18 protein-coding genes are annotated in these 18,864 nt (G+C 66.8%); 16 read left to right on the top strand and 2 right to left on the bottom strand.

Annotation, left to right across the window (positions count from 1 at the left end):
- Positions 1 to 874: IMP dehydrogenase (locus VFC51_06700; GenBank protein HZT06702.1), on the top strand; the 874-nt coding region annotated here is incomplete at its 5' end.
- On the opposite strand, the gene VFC51_06695 is transcribed toward VFC51_06700, so the two are convergent.
- On the bottom strand, positions 859 to 2,238 hold the full coding sequence (locus VFC51_06695) for a S41 family peptidase (protein ID HZT06701.1): 1,380 nt from the start codon (positions 2,236 to 2,238) through the stop codon (positions 859 to 861). The two genes, VFC51_06700 and VFC51_06695, sit on opposite strands and share 16 nt — an antisense overlap.
- A gap of 168 nt (positions 2,239 to 2,406) precedes the next feature.
- On the opposite strand from VFC51_06695, the gene VFC51_06690 reads away from it, so the two are divergent.
- The 12 genes from VFC51_06690 to aroQ all read left to right on the top strand — a co-directional run bounded on the left by VFC51_06690 (position 2,407) and on the right by aroQ (position 13,626).
- Positions 2,407 to 2,718 (top strand): hypothetical protein, encoded by a 312-nt coding sequence (locus VFC51_06690; GenBank protein ID HZT06700.1) that lies wholly within the window; start codon positions 2,407 to 2,409, stop codon positions 2,716 to 2,718.
- Positions 2,715 to 3,584: a tRNA (adenine-N1)-methyltransferase gene (locus VFC51_06685; GenBank protein HZT06699.1), complete on the top strand. Its 870-nt coding sequence runs from the start codon at positions 2,715 to 2,717 to the stop codon at positions 3,582 to 3,584. Before VFC51_06690 ends, VFC51_06685 begins: the two co-directional genes overlap by 4 nt.
- A 234-nt stretch (positions 3,585 to 3,818) precedes the next feature.
- Positions 3,819 to 4,286, top strand: a complete 468-nt coding sequence (locus VFC51_06680) for an arginine decarboxylase, pyruvoyl-dependent (protein HZT06698.1) — start codon at positions 3,819 to 3,821, stop codon at positions 4,284 to 4,286.
- A 3-nt stretch (positions 4,287 to 4,289) separates the two neighbouring features.
- Complete coding sequence (gene speD, locus VFC51_06675) at positions 4,290 to 4,637, top strand: adenosylmethionine decarboxylase (protein ID HZT06697.1); 348 nt, start codon at positions 4,290 to 4,292, stop codon at positions 4,635 to 4,637.
- Positions 4,638 to 4,641: 4 nt separating this feature from the next.
- Positions 4,642 to 5,505, top strand: coding sequence for a polyamine aminopropyltransferase (gene speE / locus VFC51_06670; protein HZT06696.1), 864 nt, complete (start codon positions 4,642 to 4,644; stop codon positions 5,503 to 5,505).
- 18 nt (positions 5,506 to 5,523) lie between these two features.
- Positions 5,524 to 6,387 carry an agmatinase gene (gene speB, locus VFC51_06665; protein ID HZT06695.1) on the top strand — a complete coding sequence of 288 codons (864 nt, stop codon included), beginning with the start codon at positions 5,524 to 5,526 and terminating at the stop codon, positions 6,385 to 6,387.
- Positions 6,387 to 7,868, top strand: coding sequence for an MFS transporter (locus VFC51_06660; GenBank protein ID HZT06694.1), 1,482 nt, complete (start codon positions 6,387 to 6,389; stop codon positions 7,866 to 7,868). Before speB ends, VFC51_06660 begins: the two co-directional genes overlap by 1 nt.
- Before the next feature lie 248 nt (positions 7,869 to 8,116).
- Positions 8,117 to 9,157 (top strand): 3-deoxy-7-phosphoheptulonate synthase, encoded by a 1,041-nt coding sequence (gene aroF / locus VFC51_06655; GenBank protein ID HZT06693.1) that lies wholly within the window; start codon positions 8,117 to 8,119, stop codon positions 9,155 to 9,157.
- Between the two features lie 34 nt (positions 9,158 to 9,191).
- Positions 9,192 to 10,511, top strand: coding sequence for a 3-phosphoshikimate 1-carboxyvinyltransferase (gene aroA / locus VFC51_06650; protein HZT06692.1), 1,320 nt, complete (start codon positions 9,192 to 9,194; stop codon positions 10,509 to 10,511).
- Positions 10,508 to 11,398, top strand: coding sequence for a shikimate dehydrogenase (aroE, locus tag VFC51_06645; GenBank protein ID HZT06691.1), 891 nt, complete (start codon positions 10,508 to 10,510; stop codon positions 11,396 to 11,398). Before aroA ends, aroE begins: the two co-directional genes overlap by 4 nt.
- 85 nt (positions 11,399 to 11,483) lie before the next feature.
- Positions 11,484 to 13,124 (top strand): 3-dehydroquinate synthase, encoded by a 1,641-nt coding sequence (aroB, locus tag VFC51_06640; protein ID HZT06690.1) that lies wholly within the window; start codon positions 11,484 to 11,486, stop codon positions 13,122 to 13,124.
- A 52-nt stretch (positions 13,125 to 13,176) separates the two neighbouring features.
- Entirely contained in the window at positions 13,177 to 13,626 is a 450-nt protein-coding gene (gene aroQ, locus VFC51_06635) for a type II 3-dehydroquinate dehydratase (protein ID HZT06689.1), read from the top strand.
- Between the two features lie 29 nt (positions 13,627 to 13,655).
- Here aroQ and VFC51_06630 read toward each other — a convergent pair whose 3' ends face one another.
- A complete protein-coding gene (locus tag VFC51_06630) occupies positions 13,656 to 14,894 on the bottom strand; it encodes an NYN domain-containing protein (protein HZT06688.1) in 1,239 nt (412 codons plus the stop codon).
- A gap of 182 nt (positions 14,895 to 15,076) precedes the next feature.
- On the opposite strand from VFC51_06630, the gene VFC51_06625 reads away from it, so the two are divergent.
- From VFC51_06625 to VFC51_06615, 3 genes are read left to right on the top strand one after another with little or no spacing between them, the layout of a single operon-like run.
- Positions 15,077 to 16,225 carry a glycosyltransferase family 1 protein gene (locus VFC51_06625; GenBank protein ID HZT06687.1) on the top strand — a complete coding sequence of 383 codons (1,149 nt, stop codon included), beginning with the start codon at positions 15,077 to 15,079 and terminating at the stop codon, positions 16,223 to 16,225.
- Entirely contained in the window at positions 16,222 to 17,709 is a 1,488-nt protein-coding gene (locus VFC51_06620; protein HZT06686.1) for a sugar transferase, read from the top strand. The genes VFC51_06625 and VFC51_06620 overlap by 4 nt, the downstream gene beginning before the upstream one ends.
- Entirely contained in the window at positions 17,706 to 18,860 is a 1,155-nt protein-coding gene (locus VFC51_06615; GenBank protein HZT06685.1) for a glycosyltransferase, read from the top strand. The genes VFC51_06620 and VFC51_06615 overlap by 4 nt, the downstream gene beginning before the upstream one ends.
- Positions 18,861 to 18,864 lie beyond the last annotated feature (4 nt).

Genomic DNA, 18,864 nt, shown 5'->3' with positions numbered 1-18,864 from the left:
CAAAGACATCCAGAAGCAGATCGAATTTCCGAACGCGACCCTTGACCCCCACGGCCGGTTGCGTGTCGGCGCGGCCGTCGGCGTCGGCGACGACGCCCAGGAGCGAGCCGAGGAGCTGGTGCGAAACGGCGTCGACGTGCTCGTCGTCGATACGGCGCACGGCCACTCAGCGAACGTGGTCGAGACGGTGCGGCGGCTGAAGCGCCGCTGTTCGGTTCCCATCATCGCCGGCAACATTGCCACCGGCGCCGCGGCCGATGAGCTGGTCGAAGCGGGCGCCAGCGCGGTCAAGGTCGGCGTTGGCCCAGGGTCCATCTGCACGACGCGCGTGATTACGGGCGTCGGCGTTCCACAGCTCACAGCGATCGACGACTGTGCGCGAGCTATCGCGGGGAGCGGTGTCTCCGTCATCGCCGACGGCGGGATTCGCCTCTCCGGCGACATCGCGAAGGCCATCGCCGCGGGAGCAGACACGGTCATGCTGGGCAGCCTCCTCGCAGGTGTTGACGAGAGCCCCGGCGAAGTCGTGCTGCACCAGGGCGAGCGATTCAAGGAATATCGGGGAATGGGATCCCTCGGCGCCATGCGCGAACGGGGTTACAGTCGCGACCGGTATTTCCAGGAGGGCGTCCAGGGCATGAAGCTCATCGCCGAGGGGATCGAGGGCCAGGTGCCGTATAAAGGGGCGCTCTCAGCCTTGATCTATCAGCTCGTGGGCGGGCTGCGCGCGGCGATGGGCTACATCGGCGCCGCGACGATCGAAGAGTTGAAGACGCGCGCCAGCTTCATCCGTATTTCGACGGCGGCGCTCGACGAAGGCCATCCCCACGACGTCATCATGACGAAGCAAGCCCCCAACTACTGGGGTCGCTGATCCGGGGCGGCGAAATCTCGCGATCGAGACAAGTCGCCGAGCTGGGCATGGAGCTGTTCCAGCGCGCGGCTGAGCACCACGTCCTGTGCGTCGGCCGTCTCCCCCGGTGGTGATTCAACGCTCACGTCCGGACTGACGCCCACGCCGTTGAGCGGCGTGCCGAGCCCAGAGTCGATCCGCAGCGTCGTGACCTGAAGCGCCGCGCCATCGCTCAAGGGAACGACCACGCTCCCGGCCACCGACCCGGCCGTTTGGGAGCCCAGCAGCATCGCCACGCCCTCCTCCTGGAGAGACGCCGCCATGATCTCACCCATGGAGGCCGTGCCGTCGTCGATCAACGCCACGATGGGCTTGCTCCAGATGCGATCGTTTCCAGACATGGCGGTCGTCGTCTGTCCCCGGCGCGATGTCTGCCGGTAGATGGGGCTCTCGTTGGGGAGGAAGTAGCTCGCGATCTCGCTGCCAACGTCGATGCGTCCGCCCGAGTTCCCCCGCAGGTCCAGGACGAGCGCCTTGGCGTCGGCTGCCTCGAACGCCCGCAGATCCGACTGCACGGTGTCCGGGAGGTCTGTTGTCGGGAACCCCTGAATGCGCATGTATGCGACGTCGCCAATCATGCGCGTCTCCACGAGGGGGATGCTCACCTTCGCCCGAGCGACGTCGACGTCCCACTGGCCGTCGGTTTCGGGCCGCTGGATCGTCAGGCGAACGCTCGACCCGGTCTCACCCCGCATGAGCAGCACGGCATCGGAGGCGGGAAGGTCCGCGGCCGGCACCCCGTCGATGGCGATGATCTGGTCGCCGTACGCCAGGCCGGCGTTCGCAGCTGGACTTTCGGGAAACACATATTGGATGGTCAGCGGGCTGCTTCGAAGCCGTGCGCCGATGCCGTCGTAGCGCATGTCGCCGTTGGCCCAGGCCTGGTGATCCTCATACATCTGGCGGGTGAGAAAGCGCGTGTGTCCCTCATCCACGGCGCGAACCATTGCGCGAATTGCTGTGTGCGCGAGGGCGTCGGGCTCCATCTCGTTGGGAGCCGCGGTCCAGAGTGCGCAATACTCTCCGGCGAAGGCCGCCCAGGTGGCGACGGGCGTATTGGCCAGCGACGAGGCGCGCTCGACGCCCGTCTCGCCCGACGCCTCCGGCTCGAGCTTTTCGCGGACCGCGTCCGCGGCCGGGTTCAGCAGTTGGCCCGGCGGCAAACGATCGACGTACAGGAGCGTGAGAAGGTTGAACGCCTCCTCGACGACGCCTAAATCAGATGTGGCCTCGACGTCCGGCGTACAGGCAGTGGACTCCGCGACCGCCGACCTGGGAAGGTACAGGATGAGAAGGAAGACGACGAGGGGGATCAATGTCCGCACGGTGACCGCTCTCGGGGAGGTAGGATTGCCAGACGCCAGCGGGGCGCGGGCATCGCTGTATGATAGACGATTGGACCATTTGGAGCAGGAATCGTGACGAAGCGTTGCCCAGTTTGTCAAACGGAATATGAAAACTGGGTTCGCGTTTGTGCAGATTGCGGGGTCGACATGACGAGCGACGGGTTTCAGAACGACGAGGAATTGGCGTTCGGCCAGACTCTCTCCATCGAGTTCACCTTGCTCTCAGGGGAAACGGTAACCGTCCGCGATACGCTCGAGGAACCGGTCACCGAGGCCACCATTCGCTCCTATGCTGACGAGCTCATCCATCAGATGGGGTCGGACACGGTCCGCACCTTTGCGTATCTGTGGGATGGCGAGTTCTACGTCGACGCCGTCCGCCTGCGAGAGGTTGCGGCCCTCAGCGTGTCCACGGTCCCGCCGGACGAGGACGAAGACGGCGACGACTGGGAAGAGTGATCCGGTCGAGCCGTTCGCCATCGACACCAGTCGCCTCTGGAGGCGCCATTTCCGCCCCCTTCCGTCCGAATGACCTCGTCCTGGTCCTCGACCGGACGGGCAAACACTACATTTTTCGCCTACGCGAGCATGGCGAGTACCACTTTCACCAAGGGGTTGTGCGGCATGACGACATCATTGGAAAGGACGAGGGCGTCCGCTTCCGCACGGGGTTGGGCCGCGACGTGTGGGCGTATCGCCCACGCATGCATGACTATCTGCTGGAGATGCCCCGCCGGAGCGCGATCATCTATCCCAAAGATCTCGCGTTCCTCATCATGTGGGCGGACATCTATCCAGGTGCCCGGGTGCTCGAAGCCGGTGTGGGCTCGGGCGCGCTGGCGATCGCGCTCCTTCGCGCAGTGGGCGCGCAGGGCCAGCTCGTCACCTACGATCTTCGCGACGACATGATCGACCACGCGGCGCGCAACGTCGAGGGCTTTCTCGGACCCACTCCCAACTGGACGCGCCGGCAGCGCGACGTGTACGAGGGGATCGAAGACGGTCCGTTCGACCGGATCGTTCTCGACGTTCCCGACCCTGGGCGCGTCGCTCCCCACGCCCATCGCGCGCTGAGGCCGGGCGGAATCTTCTGTTCGTACGTCCCGAACATCACGCAGGTTGAGGCGACGGTCCACGCGCTGCGCTCGAACGGCGGATTTTCCGAGATCGACACGTTCGAGACGCTCTATCGTCGCTGGGAGTTCCGTGGCGCTACCGCGCGCCCGGTGCGCTCCATGATCAGCCACACCGGATTCCTCACGATCGCGCGCAGGGGCCAGCCCCGCGAGCCGGAGCCGCCCGAGAGTGACGGCAACGACGTGTGATATACTCGTGGCTGCATAGCCGCCGTTGCCCGATGACGACGCGGGGAGGCGTTTTCCGCATCAAGTGACCCGGCCCGTTCGCGCGCCAGAGCGGATGCCGCATCGCGAAGGTCGAAAGGGCGCGCAATAGCTCGTTGCGAGCACCATTTTCTGGGGTTGGCTGACCGCCAGTTTCGCCCCGATTCGATCGGGGGGCCACCTTGGGGTGGTGCTTTTGCATGGGTGGAACCGGGAATGAGAACCTCCGCACCCAACGTCCTCTGGCTGACCCACGGCGAAGCGGAGGGCGACACGAAGCTGAACGCCTTCGACAACGCCCTGATCGCGGCCGGCATCGGCCAGTGGAACCTCGTCAAAGTGACCAGCGTGGCGCCTCGGACCGCGGAGCTGGTGTCCGCCCCGCTCGACATCGAGGCGGGATCCGTCGTGCCGGCGGTCTTGACGTCAGTCCAGAGCGACACACCCGATCAGCTCATCACCGCGTGCGTGGGAATCGGGCTCGGAGCCGGCAGCCACGGGATGATCATGGAGCACTCCGGACCTGGCGGGCCGGAGGATATGGAAGCGGTCGTCAAGCGCATGCTTCACGAGTCGTTCATGCGGCGAGGTCTCGAATTGGAGGAGGTCATCATACGGTCCGTGAGCCACACCGTGGAGCACATCGGTGCGAGCGTCGCCGCCGTAGTCCTCTGGTGGAGGTGACGGATGAAGGGTGTTGGCACCCATCTGGTGCTCGAGCTGTGGGGATGCACCAACCTCAACGCGCCGGAAGTGGTGGACCAGGCGCTGCGCGACATTGTCGAAGCCACCAAGGTCACGCTCCTCGATCTTCGCGTCTACCCCTTCTCCCCAATTGGCGTGACGGGCGTGGCGATCGTCGCCGAGTCCCACATCATGATCCATACCTGGCCGGAACATGGCTACGCCGCCGTCGACGTCTTCACCTGTGGCGAAGAGCGCGACATGGGCGGCGCCATCGAAGCGGTGCGCGAACATTTCTCCCCGGAGCGCATCCAAATGATGCACATCGTCCGCGGCATCGTGGTCGAGTAGCTTGATGGACCTCCTGGGAGAACCTGGCGACTGGTACTTCGAGGCCGAGCGTGGCGGATTCGCTCACGGCATTCGCGTCCGTGAGCGGCTGGCCTCCTTCAACACCGGCTTCCAGGACTTGGAGATCTTGGACACGGAGCCCTTTGGGCGGGTGCTCGTTCTCGATCGCGCCCTCCAAACGTCCGAGTTCGACGAGTTCATGTACCACGAGATGCTGGTCCACGTGCCCCTGATGTCCCATCCAGCGCCCAGGCGAGTGCTGATCGTGGGCGGAGGGGACGGCGGCGCCCTGCGCCACGTCCTCCAGCACCCAAACGTGGACGTCGTCCAGGTCGAGATCGATCGAGCGGTGGTCGACACGTGTCGGGAGTACCTCCCATCGGTGTCCGGCGGCTCCTTTGAGAGCCCGCGCGCTCGCCTCGTCATCGGTGATGGCATCGCCTTTATGCGCGAGAATCCGGCCCAGTTCGACGTGATCATCGTCGACTCGACAGACCCCATCGGCCCCGCTGTCGGATTATTCGGACCCAGCTTTTACGAAGACGTGGCCCGCTCGCTGTGCGACGACGGCCTCCTAGCCGCCCAGAGCAGCTCGCCCCTGTTCATGGCCGACGAGCTGAAGCAGCAGGTGCAGAACATGCGCCGGATCTTCCCCCTCGTGCGCACGTATCTGGGTATCGTTCCCGGGTACCCGGGCAGTCTGTGGAGCTATACCATCGGGTCCAAACGTCATGACCCGACGCGCGTGGCGCGCGAGTCCATTGCCGAGCGGCTCGCCCGCGGGGCGATTCCGACGCGCTACTACACGCCCGATGTCCACCACGCGGCGTTCGCGCTTCCTCCGTTCATCGCAGACATCCTCGAGTAAGCGCGAGCGAGCTGCCGCGTGGACTTCGTCGCCCCCCGCATCGCCTTTCTCGGCGCCACAACGTGTGCGCGTCCGCGCGCGGTGATCATCGGTGCGCCCCTCGACCGGACGGAATCGTTTCGGAGCGGGACCCGCGAAGCGCCGGAGCGAATTCGCGCCGTATCAGACGTGCTTGAGATGTACAGCCCGCTTCTGGGCGCGGATCTGGAGGACGTCGCGCTTGCCGACCTGGGCGACGTCCCCATAGCCGCCGATGACGTGGAATGCGCGCTCGACAAGGTGGCGCAGGCCATCGCATCGGTCGCGCCCGAAGCGGTGCCGATCCTTCTCGGCGGCGAGCACACGGCGACGGTGGGTGCCGTGCGTGGGGCTTTGCGCGTCTTTCCGGACCTGGCCGTCGTCCAGGTCGACGCCCACGCGGACCTTCGCGACGCCTACGCAGGGGAGCGACTGTCCCATGCGACGGTGATGCGGCGCATCGCGGACGCGTTGGGCATGGATCGGATCGTCCAGCTTGGCATCCGCTCCGGAACTCGGGAAGAGTTCGCGCTGGCGCGGCAGTGTCGGCACTCGACGGCTGACCTCGCCATTCCCGCCGGGCTGCGCCGGTGGCTCGCGGATCGCCCACTCTACCTCTCCGTCGACATCGACGTTCTCGATCCGTCGTGCGCCCCGGGGACCGGGTGCCCGGAGCCCGGTGGCGCAACGTTTGCCGAGCTGCTCTCGATGATCCACTCGCTCCGTGGGCTGCGCGTGATCGGCGTCGACGTGATGGAGGTTCTGCCCGCGGCGGACGTGAACGACGTCACGTCCATCGCGGCCGCCAAGCTGGTGCGCGAGTGCGCCATCGCGTTCGCCGGCCCGCCTCGGGGGGAACACTGATGCCGGGCCTGCCCGCTGACCGAATCCAGGCAACCGTCGCGTGCATACTGGGCAACGTCCTCCTCCGGCTTGGAAATTCGGCGACGGGCGTGCTCCTCGGATTGGTGCTCGCCAGCATGAATCGCTCGGGGTCCAGCGTTCGGCCCATCACGATAGGCATTCTGGCCATCAGCTTTTATGCGACGGAGCTGCTGGGCGCACCGGTGTTCGGCGTGTTCAGCGACCGGTACGGCCGACGGATTTTCATGATCGCGGGCCCTGTTTTTGGCGCGGTCGCCATTCAGTTCATCGGCTGGCCGACGGCGCTCGTCGCCTGGCCGGTGGTCCTCGCGCCGATGGTCCTGGGACGGATGCTGGAGGGGTTCTCGACCGCCACCTCTGCTCCGGCCACGCTCAGCTTCCTGACGCGCGAGACGGCCGAATCGCCGGCCGTCCGCGGCCAGGTCATGGCCTGGTACGAGGTGGCGACCGTGGTCGGGATCGGCGGCGGGTTCGTTGCGGGCGGTCTCCTCTGGGACCACATTCGCCTGGGCGCGTTTGTCGCCATCACTGGCGTATACCTCGCCAGCCTCTTCTGCTTCTGGCAGGTCCGCGACCGTGGCTCCCGTCGTCCCGCAGGCGCCCAGGGACTGGGCCAACAGGCTGGCGCGCCCGAGGGGGAGGCGAGTCTGGCTCCTCTCATATCCGTCATGCGGCTGGCGCGGCGCCCGCGGGTGCTCCGATTCGTGCCCGCGTGGCTCGCGGTCAATACGATTATCGGCGTCTGGTTCACCCACTCGACGTTCCAGCTCACCGGCGGGCAGCGATCGGGCCAGGCCCTCGCCGGCGCGTTCAGCGGAACCAGCCTGGGCGGCGCGTTCATCCTGTTCGGCGTGGCGTTCATCGTGGGCGTTGTGCTCTGGGGGCGTGCCCTCGGGACGATGCGGAAGACGACGGTCATGCTTGCAACGGTGGTGGGGATCTTTCTGATCTGCGGAGCCCTACTCGGAATCAACCACATCAACGCCCGCGATCACAGCTGGCTCGGCTGGTTCGTGGCCGTCTTCTTGATCGGTGTCGCGGTCGTGAGCGGGTTCACTCCGGCGGCCCTGGCGTATCTCGCGGACATCTCCGAAGAGACCGTGCGCCAGCGCGGCGCGGTGATGGGTCTCTACTCCGTCATTCTCGGGCTCGGGCAGATGGCGGGCGGCGCGCTCGGATCGCCGTTCGCGGCGGCGGCCGGCGTGGACGGCTTGATCATGGTGACGGCGATCCTCGGCGCAGTCGCCTTCGCGGCGGTCTTCGCGCTCCGTCGGTTCGAGGAGGCCCAGGCGCGCTCGCACGTTCGCCTGTCGATTGAGGCGCCGAGCGCGTCGGCGCCGCCGGTGTCGCTCCAATCGGCGCCTCTCGACGGCCTCGCGTCGCCGCGAAATTCCGATGGCGATCGCGGCAGCCCGCCCCCCGCCGGTGCGCGCGACACGCTTGCCGATAGCAACATTTGACGCGCCACGCCGGCAGCCCGTATACTGCGCAACAAGTTCCATTGAGCGTGACGCGATGATTCGCCGACTGTACGGATATGCATATTACTTTAGTCCGCGGCACGGGGAGGTGCCGGCGGTCAGATAACTCTGATCAACGAGCCCTGTGTCGCAAAAGCAGCCGCCGCCGGCGGGCTGCTTTTTTGTTTGCCCGACGGCGAAGGCAACAGTGGATAACGCAGCACGCGGAGAAATTCGGGAGGATACGGGTGATCATCGTAATGGGCAAGACGGCTACCAGCGAGGACGTCCAGCGCGTCATCGCACGCATCGAGCAAGACGGTTGGCAGGCCGAGGTTTCTCATGGCGCCGAGCGGACCGTGATCGGCGTCATCGGCACCGGTTTCCCGCCCGACTACCAGGAGCACTTCGAAGCGATGCCTGGAGTGGAGTCCGCCACGCGCATCTCCAAGCCCTACAAGCTGGCCAGCCGTGACTTCAAGCCGGTGGACACCGTCATCGACGTCAGTGGCATCCAGATCGGAGGCGGCGATTTCGTGGTGATGGCCGGTCCGTGCTCAGTCGAGAGTCGCGACCACGTCGTTAGCACGGCGCAGGCGGTCGCCGCCCACGGTGCGCGCCTCCTGCGGGGAGGCGCGTTCAAGCCCCGCACGTCGCCCTACAGCTTTCAGGGACTCGGCGAGGAGGGGCTCGAATACCTGGCCGAAGCCCGCGCCAAAAGCGGCCTGCCCGTGATTACCGAGGTGATGGAGCCGGGAGACGTCGACCTCGTCGAGCAGTACACCGACGTGTTCCAGATTGGCACCCGCAACATGCAGAACTTCCCGTTGCTGCGACGGGTGGGTCAGTCACGCAAGCCGGTGATGCTGAAGCGCGGCATGTCCGCCACCATCGAAGAGTGGCTGATGGCGAGCGAGTACATTCTGGCCGAGGGCAACAAGAACGTGATGCTCTGCGAGCGGGGCATCCGCACCTTCGAGACGATGCTGCGCAACACGCTGGATCTGTCCGCCATCGCCATGGCTCGTCGCCTCACGCACCTGCCCATCATCGCGGACCCGAGCCACGGCACGGGGAAGTGGTACCTCGTGAAGCCCATGGCGATGGCCGCGGCGGCAATGGGCGCCGACGGGATCATCGTCGAGGTCCACCCGGATCCGGATCATGCGTGGTCCGATGGCCCGCAGGCCCTCACGTATGAGAACTTCGCTGACATGATGCAGTCGCTCGATGCAGTCGTTCGGGCGACGGGTCGTCAAATGGTCTCGGCGCGGGCGGCGGTCGGCTGATGCGCCTCGCGCTCGCGCGGACGGCGGCCCCCGGATGATCGCCACGAGCGCCTCCTCGCGCGTGGTCAGTCCCGCGCGATCCTTGCGCGGCGAGATCTCGGTCCCCGGCGATAAGTCGATCTCGCACCGCGCGATTCTCCATAACGCCATCGCGTCGGGCGACGCGCGCGTGGAGAACCTGGGCCTCGGCGACGACGTGCGCTCCTCGATCGCCAGCGTTCGCATGCTTGGCGTCGCCGTGACCGAGACGGGTCCGAACGCGTGCATCGTCCATGGCCACGGCCCGCGTGGCCTGCACGAGCCCGACGACGTGCTCGACGTCGGCAACTCCGGCACGACGACGCGCCTGTTGGCCGGAATCCTGGCCGGCCAGCCGTTCTTGAGCGTCGTAACCGGGGATGCCTCCCTCCGGGCGCGACCGATGGACCGCATCATCGATCCCCTGCGCATGATGGGGGCGACCGCCCTCGGCCGGCAGGACGACGACTTTCTCCCGATGGCCATTCGTGGAGGGGATCTGCGTGCAATCGACTATGCGCTACCGGTAGCCAGCGCCCAGGTAAAATCCTGCCTCCTGCTGGCGGGATCCTTCGCCGACGGCGAGACGCACATCCGCGAGCCGGCCGCATCGCGCGACCATACGGAACGGCTGTTGGCGGCGCAGGGTGCCGCGATTCACGTGGACGGGGGCGACATCGCCATTCGCGGCGGCCATCCCCTGCGCGCCGTCGACGTGGTCGTGCCGGGCGATACGTCGGCGGCGGCCTTCTGGGTCGTCGCCGCGTGCGTCCACCCGGACGCTGAAATCACCGTGCGCAACGTGGGCGTGAGCGCGGGGAGGACGGGCTTCCTGGACGTGCTGGCAATGATGGGGGCGGACGTTCGCGTCACGAACCGACGTGTCGCCGGAGGCGAGCCCGTAGCTGATATCGTCGCCTGCTCTTCCCAGCTTCGCGGCGTGACCGTCGGCGGCGATCTGATCCCGCGCCTCATCGACGAGGCGCCGATCCTCGCGGTCGCCGCGTGTATGGCCAGCGGTGATACCGTCATCTCCGACGCGACCGAGCTGCGATACAAGGAATCGGATCGAATCGCCGTGGTGGCGGCGGAGCTCGGTCGGCTCGGCGCGGAGATCGAGGAGCGACCAGACGGGATGGTCGTTCACGGCGCCGGCAGCCTGGAAGGTGGCAGCGCCGATAGCCGACGTGACCACCGGATGGCGATGGCTCTCGCGGTCGCGGGCCTCGTCGCGCGAAACCCCGTCGCGGTCTTGCAGCCTGAGTCCGTCACCGTGTCATATCCAGCCTTTTGGGACGACCTCCAGCGGCTGGCGCACGGCCCCGAGGGCGCGTGACGCTGATCGCATGCGTCGTGGGCCACCCGATCGCCCACTCGCTGTCGCCCGCGATCCACAACGCGGCGTTCGCGGCCCGCGGCATCGACGCGTCCTACCGGGCGGTCGACGTGGCCCCTGGCGACCTCCGTCGATGGGTCTCGGAGGCGCGCGCGGGCGCGCTGCTCGGCTTCAACGTCACGGTCCCGCACAAAGAAGCCATCGTGCCGTTGCTGGACGAGGTGACCGGTGACGCGCGAATCGTCGGAGCGGTGAACACCGTCGTCCCTCGTCCGCAGGCCGGCATGGCATCCGAATCGCACCGCCTGGCGCTCTCCGGGGCGAACACGGATACCATCGGCTTCCGACAATCGCTCGCCGAAGAGGCGCACGTCTCCCTCGCCGGGCAAGCCGTCCTCGTGCTGGGCGCTGGCGGGGCCGCACGAGCTGTCGCGCTCGTCGCGCTCCAAGACCGAGCGACGAGGCTGGTCGTCGCGAATCGCCACCTGGAGCGCGCGGAGCGCCTTCTGGCCGATCTGTCAGACGCGGTGGTCAGTACGGACGTCCGCTCCGTCGCCCTCGGCGGCGACGCGATCGAGTTGGAGCTGAGTCGGGCGTCGGTGATCGTCAACGCCACGTCCGTAGGCCTCCGATCGGACGACGTGCCGATCGATGAAGCGCTCATACCCCGGGGTGCTCTGGTCGTCGACCTCGTCTACAATCCTCCGGAGACGGCGCTCCTGCGGGCGGCGTCACGCCGGGGCGCGCGGACTCTGCGCGGCCTGGGGATGTTGATCCATCAGGCCGCTGGCGCGTTCGAGCTGTGGACCGGCCAGCGAGCCCCGATCGAGGCCATGCGGAGCGCCGCGGAGCGAGCGGTCCTCCAGGCGTCGACGCGAGCGGGGTAACGCAGTGCTACCGCGCAAATCCCAAAGCACAACGCGGCCCGTCGGCGCGCCGTCGGATCCGGTCCGACGAGCCATTCGCCGACACGTGTTTCTCATTGGCCTCAGCGGGAGTGGAAAATCGACCGTTGGCCCGCTGCTCGCCCGGCAGCTCGCACTCCCCTTCGTGGACCTCGACGCAACGATCGCGCGCACGGCGGGCAAGAGCATCCCCGAGATCTTTCGCGACGAGGGCGAAGCCACATTCCGGGAGCTGGAGCGGGCAGCGCTGGCACGCATCTGTGCCCGGCCGGCGTCCGTCGTCGCCACCGGGGGTGGCCTTCCCGTCGATGCTCGGAATCGGGAAGCGATGCGCCGCGCGGGGGACGTCATTTGGCTCGATGCGCCCATCTCGACGCTGGTGGAGCGCCTCTCACGGGCGGAGGATCACGGCCGACCCCTCCTGCAAGACGGCGCCGCCGAAGGGCTCGCTCGGCTGGAGCGCGACCGAAGATCGCTGTACGCTGAAGTCGGTGCGCGCGTGGGCGCCGATTGCGCCCCGACGGAGGTCGTAGACCGTATCCTCGTCGCGCTCCGCGATGGCGGCGCCAGCGATCCGGGAGGAGAGGCGACCGTGAATTACCCGCCGGCGAGCGTCGTCGTCCGGACGCCGAGCCAAACATATCCGATCTACGTTGGCGACGGGCTCCTCGAGCGCGCGGCCGGGCTGTTGCGCGCCAGCGGGGTGGACGCGCCGCTCCACGTCGTCGTGGACGCTCGCGTCGACGCCCTACACGGTGCCCGACTGCGCGCGGGTCTCGAAGGTATCCGTTTCACGTGGCACTCGATCGCGGGGGGCGAAGAGCGAAAGACGCTCGAATCCGTATCCTGCCTGTACGACGCGCTGCTGGCAGAGCGACCGGAGCGAGGGCACGTCATCGTCGCCTTCGGTGGCGGGGTGATCGGCGACCTGGTCGGCTTCGTCGCCGCGACGATCCTTCGGGGCGTTCGATTCGTGCAGATTCCCACGACCGTGCTGGCGCAGGTCGACTCGAGCGTTGGCGGAAAGGTCGGCTTCGACCATCCCCGGGGGAAGAATCTCATCGGGGCATTCCATCAGCCGAGCCTCGTGCTGGCCGACCGCGAGGTCCTCACCACCCTTCCGCCGCGCGAAGTCGCGGCCGGCTGGGCAGAGGTGGTGAAGATCGCCGTGGTGCAGGACGCTGCATTCTTCGATGAGATCGAGCGCACCAGCGAGAAGTTGCGCGCGCTCGAGCCACACGCAACGGTGACCGCGATTCGTAAGGCGGTCCAGCTCAAGGCGCGGCTCGTTGAGGAAGACGAGCGTGACGTGACCGGCGCCCGGGCGATCCTCAACTACGGCCATACCATCGGCCACGCCCTCGAGGCCGCGACCGGCTACGAGACGCTCCTTCACGGCGAGGCGGTGGCCATCGGGATGGCCGCCGCCGCCCACATCGCAACGACGATGGGGCTCCATCCACCGGATGCGACAGAGCGCCAGCGACAGCTCCTGCTGGGGCTCGGGCTTCCGCAGTCGTGCGAGTTCGCCGAGCGCGCCGACGTCCACGCGGCGCTTGGCCTCGACAAGAAGCGCGTCGGATCGCGACTGGCATGGATCCTCCCGGCGGGACTCGGCCGAGGGCGCGTCACGAGCGACGTCCCGGACGAACTCGTCGAGCGGGCCATCGATCTCGTAACGCGCCCCGCTCGGTTGGCGCAATCGTGACGGCAGAAGAGGCCGCCCTCGCCACGGGCGTCTCCCCGGGGAGGTGGGCTCGGTGACGACGGTGCTCGTCCTCCACGGACCCAACCTCGGGGCGCTCGGCCGTCGCGAGCCGGAGATCTACGGCCATACGACGCTGGCGCAAATCGACGAGGCCCTGCGCTCCCGCGCCCGCTCGTGGGGCTGGGAGATGGAGATCGTGCAGTCGAACCACGAGGGGGCGCTTATCGACGCGATCGAGCAACGGGTCGACCGACTTGACGGCGTCATGGTGAATCCCGGCGCCCTCACGCACTATGCGCTCGCCCTCCGCGATGCGCTCGCGTCGCTCACGGTCCCGATCGTGGAGGTCCATCTCTCCAACATCCACGCGCGTGAGTCGTGGCGACGGCAGTCGGTGACCGCCGAAGTCGCGACGGGGATCGTGGCCGGGTTCGGGTGGCGGTCTTACGAGCACGCGCTCTACGCGCTGCGCATGCTGCTGGAAGGACCGGCCGAGCCCTAGCCCGAGGGCGAGGTGGCCGCGTTCGACCGCTACCCCATGCCGATGGGGGCCAGCTCCTGGGAGTATTCGTCCGTCAGCGTGTTGGCGACGAGCGGATGGCGCCGATTGAGCCGAAAGATGTTGATGTCCCGGTACTCGCCCGTCACGCGATCGAGGATCGTCCGCGATTCGGTGAGAAACATTCCGTCCTGAATGGCGCGGTCCACGAGCGAAGAGATTTCTGACAGCGACAGGGGAACGACGCGCGATTCGGCCGTGCGATTCACGATGTAGTTGAAGGACATGAAGGGACTACTCTGCTCCAGCATGTTGACGAATTTGATGAGCGGTGCCAGTCTCCCTTCGTCCGCCACCGCCAGCTCGGCCGATGGCTGTTCCGCCACCCGCTCGGGCGCGACTTCGCCCTCCTTGGCCACTTCCGCGGTTTCGCTCTCCACCTCCTGCGGTGTATCGGCGGACATACCGGTCTCGATCTCCTCGTCTGGGAGATAAACGCGATCCGTGAGCCCGACGGTCTGGGTCTTGACGTAGCCGCGCCGTTCCGCCTCTTTCATGAAGTCCTTGAACTTCGAGAAGCCGTACGCTTGCTCGTCAAAGGTTCCCAACCGGCTAGCGAGGAGGAGCTTGACCTGCGCGAACACATTCGGGCGCCGTTTCTCCCGCACATACTTCACCACGTCCGCCAGCACCTTGAACGTGTCCTCGAGCGGCGGGAGCGAAGGTCGCGGCGCCGCGCGCGGGGTTGCCGGGTCCACGTCGACGTCGTAGGCGATGAACTGATCGGCGCTGTTCGTGAGCTGCCAGCTCGTATTCCACGAGGCGCCGATGATGACGACCTGTTTGCCGCGAGTGCGCAGCGTGTTGATGAGATGGATGAAGTCGCCATCGCCGGTGACGAACACGAACGTCGCGACCGTTGGGTTCAGGAGCGCAAATTCAACGGTGTCGACGGCGAGCTTGATGTCCACGGAATTCTTCCGACGGGGGAGGCCATCGGTCGTCGAATCGCCGGGACCGATGAAGATCGTCGGAACGTAAATCGGCTCGATTCCCACCGAGTAGAGATCGTTCGGGTCGCGAAGGTTATGGCCCTCCTGCCAGTTGGCGTACGCTTTCGCCGTTACAACGCGTCCGAATCGGCCGGCCGCCTCCTTCAGCGCCTGCACGTTGGGGAGCCGGTTCTCCCGATTGAGCAGGCTGTACTTGATGTTCTCCCAGTCGATGAACATGGCGACATCGCCGGTGCGCGGCGCATCGGTGCCGGTCAAGGCAAGCTCCTCCAGGCACAGCAAGCAAAATTTCGCGGAAACCCGATGGGTGCATCCGCAAGCACCATTGTACGCTCTCGAACCGCCGCGGATTGATCTGGAAGTCTCCGGGGACGTTTCCACGGCCGCGTTGCCGGCCCATCCGGTAGACTCGCTCCATCCCAGCCGCCGCCGGAGCAACGATGCAAATCGGCGTCAATGCCCAGATGATCTCGACTCGCCAATCGTATCGCGCTGCGGGGTCGAGTCGATACGTGCTCAACCTTCTTCGGGGACTCCGACAGGCCAGCACTGTGGAGGAGGTCACCGCCTACGTCGCCGACAACGTCGACCTCCCAAACGATCTTGCCGCCACGGACCGCTTTCGCGTGGCGCACGCCGGGTGGCCGACTGCTGGCCCGGCCCTGCGGGTCGCCTGGGAGCAGCTGCTATTTCCCCGCGTGCTCCGTCGCGATGGCATCACACTTCTTCACGGGCCGGTGAATGCCCTGCCCATGGCATGGCGGGGCCCGTGCGTCGTGAGCATCCTCGACCTGACGTTCATGCTCCTCCCCCGGGCCTTTCCCACCGCCAATCGCGCGTACCTGGGGTGGATGGTCCGGTTCGCGGCGAGGCGCGCGGACCGGGTCATCACGATCTCGGAGGCCACTCGTCGCGACGTCATTCGTCTGCTCGGCGCTCCGCCGCGGCGCGTGATCACGGTGTACTGCGGAGTGGACGAACGGTTCCGTCCCATCGAAGACCGGGCGCGCCTGGCGGAATTCCGTCAACGAGCGGGCCTCCCGGATCAGTTCATCCTCTACCTTGGCACGATCGAGCCGAGGAAGAACCTCGTCCGGCTCATTGACGCGTACGCAGACCTTCGTCGGCGGGGGGTCACAGCCCTGCCGCTGGTACTTGCCGGCGGGAAGGGATGGGGGGACGCGGAAATCATGCGCCATGCGTCGAGCCGTGATCTGGGGGACGCGATCCGCTTCGCGGGTTACGTTCCGGAGGCCGAAATTCCCCTCTGGTATAATGCCGCGAGCCTATTTGTCTACCCGAGCGAGTACGAGGGGTTTGGACTGCCACCTCTTGAGGCGCTCGCTTGCGGCACACCCGTCGTCGCCAGCAGCACCTCGTCGATGCCGGAGGTGCTAGGCGATTCGGCCGTTCTGGTTGCCCCCACCAGCGTGGCGGCAATCGCCGAGGGGATGCAGCGCGTGTTAGAGGATGAAGCGCTGCGGGCCCGACTCGTTGCGAGCGGCCTGCAGCGATCGTCGGCATTCTCCTGGCACAGAACCGCGACCGAGACGCTGGCCGTCTACCACGCCGCGATGGCCAACGCATGACGATAGCCCATCAGTCGAGCGCCGAATCCCGCGCGCAATCTGTCGCGCGCGCTCGCCAGTGGGGTGGCCTGTCAACTCAGCGACGGCTCCAGCTCGCATCGCTGGTCATCCTGGACATTGCTTCCGGGGCCGCGGCGTTCTCGCTCGCCTACTGGCTGCGTTATGTCAACGAAATCGGCGGGGACGTCCCCGGGGAGAGCGACGCGCCGTATTCCGCGTACGCCCCGGTGCTGGTCCTCTTCGTGCTCGCCTGTGTCGTGGGGAATCAGCTGCGGGGGGCGTACGCGCTCCCCCGCGGGACGTCGATGTCCAGCGAGGCGACCTCATTCATCGGGACGGCGGCCGCCGCCACGATGCTGGTGTTCGCCGCTGTGTCCATGGCCCGGTACCCGGCCTCATCGCGACTCATGTTCATCTACGCGTGGATGCTGGCCTGTGTCTTGGGCATCGGCGGCCGAATTCTCTTGCGCGCCCTTCTGGCGCGCCTCTACCGGGCCGGGTATGGAACGGAGCGGGTCATCGTAGTCGGAAATCACCGGTTGGCCCGGATGGTGATGCAGCTCCTGGCGCAGCAGCGCCACCTGGGCTATCAGGTGCTCGGGTTTGTCGATCGCGGCGTGAACGGCAACTTCGGACGGTTCTCCGTCCTGGGCGCGGTGGAAGACCTCCCCACCCTCATCGGACAGCTCGAGATCAACCGCGTGATCGTCGCCCTGCCGGCCGACCGCCACACCGAGGCGCTCTGGGTCCTGGAGCATTGCCGGCGGGATGGTGTCGCCTTTAGCCTGGTGCCGGATCTCTTCGACCTGCGGCTCAGCCACCTCAACCTGGAAACCGTGGGCGGGATCCCGGTATTCCGGGTCGGAGAGTCTCCCCTCGAGGGCTGGAACCAGGTCGTCAAACGGCTCATCGACGTCGTGGCGAGCGCTCTCTTGCTCGTGGCCCTCGCCCCCCTGTGCATCCTCATCGCGGTCGCAATCAAGCTCGACTCGCCGGGCGGAATCTTCTTTCGCCAGATCCGTCTCGGAAAGGGCGGCGCGCCCTTCATCGTGTACAAGTATCGATCGATGCGCGATCGTGCCGAGGACGAGGTGGACGCCCTCATCGATCGGAATGAAGCGGATGGCCCCATCTTCAAGATTCGCGATGATCCGCGTCTCACGCGGGTCGGTCGCGTGTTGCGCCGCACGAGCCTTGACGAGCTGCCCCAGCTGTGGAACGTGCTTCGCGGCGAGATGAGCCTGGTCGGGCCGCGACCCCCAATTCCGGCCGAGGTCGAGCGGTACGAAGACTGGCACCGCCGACGCCTCGAGGTCGTGCCCGGCCTGACCGGTCTGTGGCAGGTGAGCGGCCGAAGCGAGCTGAGCTTCGACGAGATGGTCATGCTGGACATCTACTACATCGAGAATTGGTCGCTGAGTCTCGACATCCAGATTCTCGCGCGGACGATTCCCGCCGTCCTCGCGGCGGCAGGGGCATTTTGAGCCCCTTGACCCAGAACGGCGCGCCCCGTCCCCGCGTGGCCCTCGTGCACGACTACCTCAACCAGTATGGCGGCGCCGAGCGCGTCATCGAGGCCCTTCACGAGCTTTTCCCCGAGGCGCCCGTGTTCACGTCCCTCTACGATCCCGCCGCCATGCCCGCGCGGTACCGGACGTGGGACATTCGCACGTCGTTTCTGCAGCGAATCCCCGCCGCGCGGCGGTTCCACCGATCGCTCCTTCTCCTGTATCCGATGGCGTTCGAGGCGTTCGATCTGCGCCAGTTCGACGTCGTCATCTCCAACAGCAGCGCCTGGGCCAAGAGCGTGATCACGGGGCCCGCCACGACGCACATCTGCTACTGCCTCACCCCCATGCGTTGGGCGTGGAACTACGCTGAGTACGTGGAACGGGAGGGGCTGGGTAAGGCGACGCGCGCCGTGCTCCCCGCGGCGATCCACTACCTCCGCCTCTGGGACGTTGCGACAGCGAAGCGGGTGGACCGCTTCGTCGGTATCTCTCGGGCCGTCGTCGCGCGCATCGGGAAGTACTATGGACGGGCGGCGGATCTCATTCCGCCCCCCGTGGACGTCGCGGACGCGGAGCTGAGCACCTCCCACTCCGACCAATTCCTCGTGGTATCTCGACTCATTCCCTATAAGCGCATCGATCTCGCCGTGGCGGCATGTTCGCGCCTGGGCCTTCCTCTCACGGTGATTGGCGATGGACGCGACCGGGCGCGACTCGAGGCGCTCGCCGGTGATTCCGTACGATTCACCGGGCGCATGCCGGATGCCGAGGTGCGTCGCGCATTTGCCGGATGCGGCGCGTTCGTCTTCCCGGGCGAGGAGGACTTCGGCATCGCGCCCGTCGAGGCGATGGCAGCGGGCCGGCCGGTCGTCGCCTTTGCCGGTGGCGGCGCGCTCGACACCGTAGTCGAAGGGCTCTCGGGGCGGTTCTTTCGGGAACAGACGGTGGAATCGCTGTGCGCGACGCTCTCCGAGTTCGACAGCAACGCTTTCGACCCGGCTGCGATTCGCGCCCACGCGATGCAGTTCGACAAGTCAGCCTTCCAGGAATCGATTCGTCGTGTGGTCGCGCGGGCGACCGCGGAGGGTGGGCGAATTGCCGCTGGCGAACCCTCGTCGGTATAGTCAG

The organism is Chloroflexota bacterium, assembly GCA_035652535.1.
Classification (GTDB): Bacteria; Chloroflexota; UBA6077; order UBA6077; family SHYK01; genus DASRDP01.
Note: the sequence above shows the minus strand (reverse complement) of the source record. Positions and strands in the feature narration are given on the sequence as shown.

Bases quoted from the DNA above. Each gene is read 5' to 3' on its own strand.
- VFC51_06620 (HZT06686.1), top strand. From the start codon at position 16,222: ATGACGATAGCCCATCAGTCGAGCGCCGAATCCCGCGCGCAATCTGTC.
- speD (HZT06697.1), top strand. From the start codon at position 4,290: ATGAAGGGTGTTGGCACCCATCTGGTGCTCGAGCTGTGGGGATGCACC.
- VFC51_06660 (HZT06694.1), top strand. From the start codon at position 6,387: ATGCCGGGCCTGCCCGCTGACCGAATCCAGGCAACCGTCGCGTGCATA.
- speE (HZT06696.1), top strand. From the start codon at position 4,642: ATGGACCTCCTGGGAGAACCTGGCGACTGGTACTTCGAGGCCGAGCGT.
- VFC51_06625 (HZT06687.1), top strand. From the start codon at position 15,077: ATGCAAATCGGCGTCAATGCCCAGATGATCTCGACTCGCCAATCGTAT.
- aroA (HZT06692.1), top strand. From the start codon at position 9,192: ATGATCGCCACGAGCGCCTCCTCGCGCGTGGTCAGTCCCGCGCGATCC.
- VFC51_06680 (HZT06698.1), top strand. From the start codon at position 3,819: ATGAGAACCTCCGCACCCAACGTCCTCTGGCTGACCCACGGCGAAGCG.
- VFC51_06690 (HZT06700.1), top strand. From the start codon at position 2,407: ATGACGAGCGACGGGTTTCAGAACGACGAGGAATTGGCGTTCGGCCAG.